The sequence below is a fragment of the Treponema sp. genome (genome assembly GCF_052169735.1).
GTDB lineage: Bacteria > Spirochaetota > Spirochaetia > Treponematales > Treponemataceae > Treponema.
In genome coordinates this window covers 1-8558 of record NZ_JBQNBW010000080.1, presented here as the reverse complement: position 1 = coordinate 8558, position 8558 = coordinate 1, and the positions used below count along the sequence as shown (strand labels likewise).

Sequence of the window (8558 nt, the reverse complement as noted above, 5' to 3'; positions counted from 1 at the left end):
GACAATAATTATTATCGGATTTACCATACTGGTGATTACCCTTGTTATCACTTTTGTTGCTGCCCGCCGCATGGTAAATCCTATCAATGTTGTCGTTGACGCTCTTAAAGATATTGCTCAAGGCGAGGGGGATTTGACAGTGCGTTTACCGGTGCACGGCAATAATGAAATTACCGACTTATCACAGTACTTTAATCAGACTATTTCCAAAATCGGCGCTTCTATCCAACAGGTCGAGGTAAACAGTAACGATATGGAAGAGATCGGCAACGAACTTGCCTTCAACATGACAGAAACCGTCAGCGCCATCCATCAAATCAGCGCGAATATCGATGGGGTAAAACAGCAAGCGATGACACAGGCTGCCAGCGTTACAGAAACGGGAGCCACCATAGAAGAAATTGTCCGTACAATTAAGCAGCTGAATAACAACATCGAAATACAAGCAGGCAGCGTCGCGCAGTCCTCTGCTTCGGTAGAGGAGATGGTTGCAAACATCGCTTCCATCGGGCAAACCCTCAACAAAGCAGACGATGTTGTGAAAGAACTCACCGCTGCTACTGGCGACGGCAAAGCAACGCTGGTAACTTCTAACACGGTAACGCAAAAAATTGCCGAAGAATCAGGTTCCTTGATGGAAGCTAGTAGTGTCATCCAGCATATTGCCAGCCAGACTAACCTTTTAGCAATGAATGCAGCGATAGAGGCTGCCCATGCAGGGGAAGCCGGTAAGGGCTTTGCTGTTGTTGCTGATGAAATCCGCAAGCTCGCCGAAGAGTCATCTGTACAAGGAAAAACGATCACGGCAACGCTGAAAACGCTTGGCAGTGAAATTGACACGCTTTCATCGTCTTCTAAAACAGCGGAGGATAAGTTTAATGCTATTTTTGCCCTTGCCGAACAGGTACGGACAATGAGTAACCGGCTGATTGAAGCGATGCGTGAGCAGGAGAAGGGGAGCCGAGAGGTGCTGCAGGCGATTAAAAATATCAGTATGATAACGGTTGAAGTTCAATCCGGTTCGGAAGAGATGCTCAAAGGCGGGGAAGGTGTTGCAGCGGAAATGCGGAAGCTGGATGATCTTACTCGGATTATTACGGAGCGCATGAACGAGATGGCTTCCGGCGCGGTGCAAATTAACAATGCCGTTCAGGATGTGAATGCTCTGACGCAGAAGAATAAGCAGAGTATTGAGAATTTAGCCGAAGAGGTCTCTAAGTTCAAAACTGAGTAGGAGATGGGGTTCTAAAAAATAAGAAATTGGTGATAAATTAATCTCCTCCGCGGGTACATTAAAAAGATGTGCACGAAATGAGTTATTCGAGGTTGACATTTTTTATATTCTATGCTCATAATAGTAGTATGTTACCGTACACTTACGTTGAAAGTGTCCTTGCCCGTCATGCGGCACCGTGTCTTGCCGGTATTAAACCGGCGAACCTTGTTGCATTCGCAAGTTCCGATCTGCAATGGTGCGATGTCTATAATGCCTTGCTGAATGCACAGGGAATATACTTTACTCCGCTTTGTGTATGTGAAAACCGTGCACAGATACTGGTATACCGGAAGGATTGGCTGAGCCGGATATGTTGTGACGGTCATGTCATGCAAGTACTACAGTCATTCGGCTATGAAACAGACAAAGGACTGAATGAAATACTGAAAGTCTTAAAACAAAGGATGGCATCCTTCGTACAGCGCCGGGAGGAATCCTGTAAAGATTTGTTTCCGCATGAAATCGGTCTGTTTTTGGGCTATCCACTTGAAGATGTTGTACAGTATGTAAGAACCGGCGGCAGGGACTGCTTATTTTGCGGATACTGGAAGGTATACAGTAATCCTGATCGAGCACGGCAGGTGTTCCATCAATATACGGAATGTAAAGAGCGGTTTGCTCTACAGATAAAACGCGGCATGACGCTCTCTCAGATTGTGCATGCAGCATAATACAGGGGATTGATATTCCCTAACAATGATAAGGAGTTTGCTATGTCAAAAATTGCAGTAGTATTTTGGAGCGGAACAGGTCACACAGAAAAAATGGCCAATTGTATTTTGGAAGGCTTAAAAGCAGGCGGAGCAGAGGCAGAATTATTCACTGTTTCTCAGTTCAGTGCAGATAAGCTGGACAGCTATGACAAAATTGCCTTCGGTTGTCCTGCTATGGGCGCTGAAGAACTGGAGCCGGATGAATTTGAACCGTTTTTTGCTTCAATCGAAAAAAAGCTTGCCGGCCGCAAGGTAGCGCTCTTCGGTTCTTATGAATGGGCTGACGGCGAATGGATGCAGACATGGGTAGAACGCACAAAGAACGACGGCGCAGATGTCTTTGAAGAAGGACTTATCGCTTACGACGATCCCGATGAAGCAGCTCAAGCAAAATGCAAGGAATTCGGCGAACGCTTTGCAAAGTAAGAGCTGTTTTTCTTCAAAAAGAACTTGATGGTACCTCTAAACTCAAATGGAGGCGCCGAACAGTATTTCTACAATGGTTGCGTAGAAGCATAAAACAAACAAAAACGGCACAGCGGTTTAGACCCTGTGCCGTTTTTATATTACAGACTGCGGATAACTTGCGCGTTATAGAGATGCCAATAGACGCTTGAACGCGGTTATTCGTTTTTCATAATATAAGTTTTAAGCGGGGGGAAGCCGTTAAACTCTACAGAGGCATAGCTTGCAGTATAGGCTCCCGCGGTAAGAAAATAGATACGGTCTTTTGCTTTTAGATTGATCGGCAGCTGATACTTAAATTTTTCATAGATTATGTCCATACTATCACAGGTTGGACCGGCTAGGACAACCTCACCGCGTTTGGTATTGCCGGTATCTTTTGAGGTAATGATCGGATATTTAATGCTTTCGTTCAGTGTCTCTACTAAGCCGTTAAAAACGCCTGCATCTACATATACCCATCGGTGCAATGCTGTATTATTTTTACGGGAAACCGTAATCACCTCGGTAACAAGGATTCCTGCATCGCCTACCATCGAGCGCCCCGGCTCTAAAATAATCCGCGGGCATTCATCGCCGAAATCATCATGCAGATAACGGTTAATTTCGCTGGCATATTCGGAAAGCTCATTACTCGGCAGTACATATGGGGCAGGGAAGCCTCCGCCCATATTGATCATCTGGAGTACAATATCCTCTTCTTCTTCAAGGGAACTCATCAAATATTTTGTTTTTGCAATGGCATCGTCCCACTGTCCAATATCACGCTGCTGACTGCCGACATGGAAGGAGATACCATAGGGAATAAGTCCCAGCTCTTTTGCCAATATGCACAGATCATACGCCATATCAGGATGACAGCCGAATTTGCGGGAGAGCGGCCAATCGGCGCTGCTCGTACTTTCAACTAAGATACGGACATAAACACGGGAGTTCGGTGCATATTTTGCAATGTTTTTTAAGTCTTCTTTGCTATCGGTTGCAAAAAGCCGGATGCCTTTTTCGTAAAAGTAGGCTATATCCTGCGCTTTCTTAATAGTATTTCCATAGCTGAGCCGGTCAGGGGTTACACCCAATCCGAGGATTTTATCAAGCTCATAGCGGGAGGCAATATCAAAATTTGAACCTAAACTGCTGAGCAATTTTAATATTTCTTCATGCGGGTTTGCTTTGATAGCATAATAAATATCCGCCTGAGGGAAAAACTTTTTAATCTCCATGTAATTCTTCTTAACCCGTTCAAGGTTAATAACAACACAAGGGGTCTCAAGTTCATCCGAAAATTTCAAAAACTTTTTCCATTCCGATTCGGAGAGGTAATCGGTTATTTCCATATCTGCCTCCGTTAATGCAGGTATACGCAAGTACCTACCATAATCATATCTTTTTTATCTGTCAATATGGTAATTTATATCGTGTCAAAGCACTATAAAAAATGTGTAATGTATATTTTAAATATGGATACTGTTTAGTTAAGACACGCTTTAATTTTTTCTTTGTATGCTTAGCGTCTGTGCGGTTAGGTTTGTTTATCGCAAGGACGCGGAGCACACTGGTAAGCTCTTGTGTATTCGTGTTCACTGGAGGAAAATATGAATGTTCGCCTATTATAGTTTTAGTGTTTCAGCTTTGCTAGGGCGCTGCTCAACCGTTCAAGTGTTTCGGTCAGCACCGATGCAGGGGCAGCAAGGTTAATCCGTTCAAAGCCGCGTCCTTCTTCACCGAAAATATAGCCTTCATCCAAGAACACTTGCGCTGTATGCGTCATAAACTGCTCCAACGCTTTGTATTCCATACCGAGCGCTCTAAAGTCAAGCCATTGCAGATAGGTACCTTGAATCAGCGGAGCCTTAATTTCCGAGTGCCGGGTCTGAAAAAAACGCTGCACAAGCCGCTGGTTGGAATCAATCACAGATAAAAACTCATCAAGCCATGCACTGCACTGTGTATAACAAATTTCACAAGCCTTATAGCTCAAAGCGGTAAATAAGGTTCCGCTCCCCTTATCCTGCTCTTCTACAAAACGAGTCCGCATTTTTTCATTTTTAATGATAATATTACTGATCCCTAAACCGGCAATATTAAAGGTCTTTGTTGGTGCCGTAAAAGTTATTGTCCGCTCAGCAAGTTCATCGCTCAAAGACTGAAACACCGTATGTTCAGTCCCGGGCATAATAATATCAAAGTGAATCTCGTCAGAAAAAAGATAGAGATTATGCTCCAATACAATCTCCTGTATTTTTTGCAATTCCTCTTTCTTCCATACTCTCCCGACGGGGTTATGCGGAGAGCAAAAAAGCAGCGCTTTGTTGTGCGGATCGGCTGCAAGCCGTGCTAATGTGTCAAAATCAATGGTGTATTGCCCATTATCTTCGTGTAACGGACACCGTGCAGCATTCCGCCCCTGTAACTGCACTGCTCTAAAAAACGGATAATACACGGGAGTGAGTACAATAACACCGTCTCCCGGTTCGGTAAAAGCCCGCACTGCATGAAAAATCGCCGGCACAACCCCTGCTATCGGGATAACCCACTCAGGTTTAATATGCCAATTATGCCGCTTGAGCATCCAGTGTTGTACAGCGTCCGTAAACGCAGGGGTGGGTCCCGTGTAGCCAAGCACCGCAGTATCAAGGTGTTGTTTTAAACCTTCCGTTAATTCAGGCGGCATCTTAAACTCCATATCCGCTACGGAAAGCGGCACAACATCCGGCATAACCTGCGGATTGATCTGATACATAGCATTCCATTTCAGTGAGCCGGAACCGGCTCGGTTCAATTTTGTCGTAAAATCATACTTCATACTTTTTACCTTATCCTGCCCAGCCTTTTTATGCAAGCCTAAACATAGCAGCTGATATGCGGCAAATATCGGTTTACAGCAACCTTTGCTATTCAAAAAATATAAATTGCAAGAGGTATTGCCCCAAAAAGGAATTTTTATGATATCTTCTGATATTGTTGATTGGCAGTTTCATAGTTAAATAGTTTTCTAGGATAGTTGTTGATCCACTGCTCAATCTCTTCGATTTGTTGGTCGCTGTACTGATCTGCCGCTTAACCTGCATTGCCGTAAAGGCAATGGCAGGTTGAAGCGGGTGTTAGGTTTCTATTATTCTTTTGTCCAATCTTCGACTTTTAGTCCTGGTATTCTAGAAAATTCTCTTATATTATTTGTAACCACAGTAAGATTTCTTGTTAAGCCTTGAGCGGCAATCTGTGTATCAAAAGGTCCAATCGGCATCCCTTTATTTTCAAGATAAGCTCTAATCATTCCGTATGTTTCTGTATCTTCTGTTGTAAAATCTATTATGTTAGTAAAATCGGAACAAAAATCCAGAAGAGCATGGCGATTCTTTTCTCTAAATTGACTTTTTGAAACACCATACTCCAATTCAGCAATTGTAACGGAAGAAAGAAATAATGCTTCTTTTTTACAGTTAAATATTTTTTGCTTTAAATATAGATTTTTATTCTTTATAAGGAAAATACAGATATTTGTATCTAGCAAGTACATTAAAGAACTTCCCTTTCTTGCATTGCAGGTTGAGCTCTTCCTTCCATCATGAAATCATCAGAAAACTCAGAAAGACTTCTTTCAAGATTTTCCCAATTGCTTTCTTTTGGTGTTAGGATGATTGATGAACCGATTTTCTTGATCAATAATTCAGAAAAATCAATATGAAATTCTTTCGGTATCCTTACAGCCTGACTATTTCCACTTATGAATACTTTTGTACAAACCATATTAGCACCTCTGTATATACTATAGTATATATGAAGATGAAATTATCGTCAACTTCTATTTGTCACGAAATCAATTTTTAGCTTTTTGTATTAACAATAAGTACCGCAACGCGGCATCAACCTAACGGGCGGCGGATAAGCTGCAAGAAGGGAGAAAGCCGAGAGGCTTTTGAGCTTCGCCGTCAGCTTAATCCGCATGTTGGACGGCGCTGTGCGCCGGACGACAGGCGGAGGTTCCGCCGCCCGTTGAACGGATGCGCAGCGTCCGTTCAACTGCCGCTTAACCTGCATTGCCGTAAAGGCAATGGCAGGTTGAAGCGGGTGTTAGGTTTCTATTATTCTTTTGTCCAATCTTCGACTTTTAGTCCTGGTATTCTAGAAAATTCTCTTATATTATTTGTAACCACAGTAAGATTTCTTGTTAAGCCTTGAGCGGCAATCTGTGTATCAAAAGGTCCAATCGGCATCCCTTTATTTTCAAGATAAGCTCTAATCATTCCGTATGTTTCTGTATCTTCTGTTGTAAAATCTATTATGTTAGTAAAATCGGAACAAAAATCCAGAAGAGCATGGCGATTCTTTTCTCTAAATTGACTTTTTGAAACACCATACTCCAATTCAGCAATTGTAACGGAAGAAAGAAATAATGCTTCTTTTTTACAGTTAAATATTTTTTGCTTTAAATATAGATTTTTATTCTTTATAAGGAAAATACAGATATTTGTATCTAGCAAGTACATTAAAGAACTTCCCTTTCTTGCATTGCAGGTTGAGCTCTTCCTTCCATCATGAAATCATCAGAAAACTCAGAAAGACTTCTTTCAAGATTTTCCCAATTGCTTTCTTTTGGTGTTAGGATGATTGATGAACCGATTTTCTTGATCAATAATTCAGAAAAATCAATATGAAATTCTTTCGGTATCCTTACAGCCTGACTATTTCCACTTATGAATACTTTTGTACAAACCATATTAGCACCTCTGTATATACTATAGTATATATGAAGATGAAATTATCGTCAACTTCTATTTGTCACGAAATCAATTTTTAGCTTTTTGTATTAACAATAAGTACCGCAACGCGGCATCAACCTAACGGGCGGCGGATAAGCTGCAAGAAGGGAGAAAGCCGAGAGGCTTTTGAGCTTCGCCGTCAGCTTAATCCGCATGTTGGACGGCGCTGTGCGCCGGACGACAGGCGGAGGTTCCGCCGCCCGTTGAACGGATGCGCAGCGTCCGTTCAACATTCGCTTAACCTGCATTTGTGCCTTTGCCGACGCATAGCGGCGGCAAAGTTGGCGCGAAAGTTGCGGTGCCGTATAGGCACTTTAAGCAACTTTCGTGACAAAATAAATGTCAGGTTGAAGCGGGTGTTAGAGCAAAATTATTTTCCTATAAAAAAGCCTTTATCACTAATACTAGACCATTTTTTATACATATCTTTATAATTTTCTTTAATAAATTTCTGAATTATATTTAGTTCTTGTCTAGATAAAATACCTGATTTTTGAATTTCACTATCACCGTTTTCTTTCACAAAAAATTTTGCAGAACCTTCTTCCGACAATTTTGAATCACTTGCATGAACATGAAATGCTTCAACAATACACTTTGCAGTAAAATATAAGTAATACCCGCATACTTTAAATTCATAATATTTAGGCAATTTCAGTCTCCATATATTTCCAACTGCGTTCTAAATAATCTCTTACAATGGAAACTTCAATATCATCCATTGTCGTTTCAAGCATTTCATTTTCTCTAGAAAAAACAGCTGCACGAATAGTGTCATTAAGATTTAAAACCCGTACACCAAGTTCATGCTTAAAAAAGGCGTATCCATTTACTATTACATCAGCTTCATCAGCAAGTCTTTTTACATCAAGCATCTTTCAATCTTACCTCTCTTATATGCGGTAAAAAATGTTCAGGGTCAATAAATAAATTGTTTAACATTGGAATTAAATCTATATATTCCTCCAATTCTCCGGTTGTATCGTAATCGGCAGTTACAACAAGATACCCATTATCCCAAGTTTTAATTTCAGTATATTTTCGTAGATGAGAAGAAGTTCTAAATCTGATCGAGTATTCATTGAATTCAAATTCAGAGTATTTTCCGGAACAACTTAAATATGCACAGTTTTGCATCTTTACTCCTCCCAATATAGGTACTTCTTACACAATAATAGTAACTCAAAAACATAGTATTTTCTACCATCTGCTATATTTTATTATGTAGTAATTTTTATAACATAGGATATTTTTTATGATATAACAGCAGGCTTTGCCTGTCGCTCTAACAATGTTTGTGCCTTTCGGGATAAAACGTCTAATAAGGCGATTTGCATTTTCATT

Annotated in this window: 12 protein-coding genes; 3 read left to right on the top strand and 9 right to left on the bottom strand. The window is 41.2% G+C overall.

All coding sequences use genetic code 11. The annotated features are described in order from the left end of the window. The 3 genes from ACTTJ8_RS10735 to ACTTJ8_RS10725 all read left to right on the top strand — a co-directional run. On the top strand, positions 1-1234 hold a 1234-nt coding region (locus ACTTJ8_RS10735), incomplete at its 5' end, for a methyl-accepting chemotaxis protein (RefSeq protein WP_442721176.1). Between the two features lie 128 nt (positions 1235-1362). After that, a complete protein-coding gene (locus ACTTJ8_RS10730) occupies positions 1363-1947 on the top strand; it encodes a DUF3793 family protein (RefSeq protein WP_442719675.1) in 585 nt (194 codons plus the stop codon). Between the two features lie 42 nt (positions 1948-1989). Further along, the gene (locus tag ACTTJ8_RS10725; protein ID WP_442721175.1) at positions 1990-2415 is read left to right on the top strand and encodes a flavodoxin; all 426 of its coding nucleotides are present in this window, start codon (positions 1990-1992) and stop codon (positions 2413-2415) included. Positions 2416-2612: 197 nt separating this feature from the next. Here ACTTJ8_RS10725 and ACTTJ8_RS10720 read toward each other — a convergent pair whose 3' ends face one another. The 9 genes from ACTTJ8_RS10720 to ACTTJ8_RS10680 all read right to left on the bottom strand — a co-directional run bounded on the left by ACTTJ8_RS10720 (position 2613) and on the right by ACTTJ8_RS10680 (position 8351). After that, the gene (locus ACTTJ8_RS10720) at positions 2613-3788 is read right to left on the bottom strand and encodes a type III PLP-dependent enzyme (RefSeq protein ID WP_442721174.1); all 1176 of its coding nucleotides are present in this window, start codon (positions 3786-3788) and stop codon (positions 2613-2615) included. Between the two features lie 281 nt (positions 3789-4069). Continuing rightward, positions 4070-5257 (bottom strand): MalY/PatB family protein, encoded by a 1188-nt coding sequence (locus ACTTJ8_RS10715; protein WP_442721177.1) that lies wholly within the window; start codon positions 5255-5257, stop codon positions 4070-4072. A gap of 309 nt (positions 5258-5566) precedes the next feature. Beyond that, positions 5567-5971: a type II toxin-antitoxin system tRNA(fMet)-specific endonuclease VapC gene (gene vapC / locus ACTTJ8_RS10710; protein WP_442721173.1), complete on the bottom strand. Its 405-nt coding sequence runs from the start codon at positions 5969-5971 to the stop codon at positions 5567-5569. Beyond that, a complete protein-coding gene (gene vapB, locus ACTTJ8_RS10705; protein ID WP_442721172.1) occupies positions 5971-6201 on the bottom strand; it encodes a type II toxin-antitoxin system antitoxin VapB in 231 nt (76 codons plus the stop codon). Before vapB (ACTTJ8_RS10705) ends, vapC (ACTTJ8_RS10710) begins: the two co-directional genes overlap by 1 nt. 335 nt (positions 6202-6536) lie before the next feature. Continuing rightward, the gene (gene vapC / locus ACTTJ8_RS10700) at positions 6537-6941 is read right to left on the bottom strand and encodes a type II toxin-antitoxin system tRNA(fMet)-specific endonuclease VapC (protein ID WP_442721173.1); all 405 of its coding nucleotides are present in this window, start codon (positions 6939-6941) and stop codon (positions 6537-6539) included. Continuing rightward, positions 6941-7171 carry a type II toxin-antitoxin system antitoxin VapB gene (vapB, locus tag ACTTJ8_RS10695; protein WP_442721172.1) on the bottom strand — a complete coding sequence of 77 codons (231 nt, stop codon included), beginning with the start codon at positions 7169-7171 and terminating at the stop codon, positions 6941-6943. The genes vapC (ACTTJ8_RS10700) and vapB (ACTTJ8_RS10695) overlap by 1 nt, the downstream gene beginning before the upstream one ends. Positions 7172-7584: 413 nt before the next feature. Next, positions 7585-7866, bottom strand: coding sequence for a DUF4160 domain-containing protein (locus ACTTJ8_RS10690; protein ID WP_442721171.1), 282 nt, complete (start codon positions 7864-7866; stop codon positions 7585-7587). Further along, on the bottom strand, positions 7859-8089 hold the full coding sequence (locus tag ACTTJ8_RS10685) for a DUF7723 family protein (RefSeq protein WP_442721170.1): 231 nt from the start codon (positions 8087-8089) through the stop codon (positions 7859-7861). Before ACTTJ8_RS10685 ends, ACTTJ8_RS10690 begins: the two co-directional genes overlap by 8 nt. Then, the gene (locus ACTTJ8_RS10680) at positions 8082-8351 is read right to left on the bottom strand and encodes a DUF7724 family protein (RefSeq protein ID WP_442721169.1); all 270 of its coding nucleotides are present in this window, start codon (positions 8349-8351) and stop codon (positions 8082-8084) included. Before ACTTJ8_RS10680 ends, ACTTJ8_RS10685 begins: the two co-directional genes overlap by 8 nt. Positions 8352-8558 lie beyond the last annotated feature (207 nt).

Excerpts from the sequence above, each read along its gene's own strand:
- ACTTJ8_RS10715 (WP_442721177.1), bottom strand. The coding sequence starts at position 5,257 with ATGAAGTATGATTTTACGACAAAATTGAACCGAGCCGGTTCCGGCTCA.
- vapB (WP_442721172.1), bottom strand. The coding sequence starts at position 6,201 with ATGGTTTGTACAAAAGTATTCATAAGTGGAAATAGTCAGGCTGTAAGG.
- ACTTJ8_RS10730 (WP_442719675.1), top strand. The coding sequence starts at position 1,363 with ATGTTACCGTACACTTACGTTGAAAGTGTCCTTGCCCGTCATGCGGCA.
- ACTTJ8_RS10725 (WP_442721175.1), top strand. The coding sequence starts at position 1,990 with ATGTCAAAAATTGCAGTAGTATTTTGGAGCGGAACAGGTCACACAGAA.
- ACTTJ8_RS10720 (WP_442721174.1), bottom strand. The coding sequence starts at position 3,788 with ATGGAAATAACCGATTACCTCTCCGAATCGGAATGGAAAAAGTTTTTG.
- vapB (WP_442721172.1), bottom strand. The coding sequence starts at position 7,171 with ATGGTTTGTACAAAAGTATTCATAAGTGGAAATAGTCAGGCTGTAAGG.
- ACTTJ8_RS10680 (WP_442721169.1), bottom strand. The coding sequence starts at position 8,351 with ATGCAAAACTGTGCATATTTAAGTTGTTCCGGAAAATACTCTGAATTT.
- vapC (WP_442721173.1), bottom strand. The coding sequence starts at position 5,971 with ATGTACTTGCTAGATACAAATATCTGTATTTTCCTTATAAAGAATAAA.
- ACTTJ8_RS10685 (WP_442721170.1), bottom strand. The coding sequence starts at position 8,089 with ATGCTTGATGTAAAAAGACTTGCTGATGAAGCTGATGTAATAGTAAAT.
- vapC (WP_442721173.1), bottom strand. The coding sequence starts at position 6,941 with ATGTACTTGCTAGATACAAATATCTGTATTTTCCTTATAAAGAATAAA.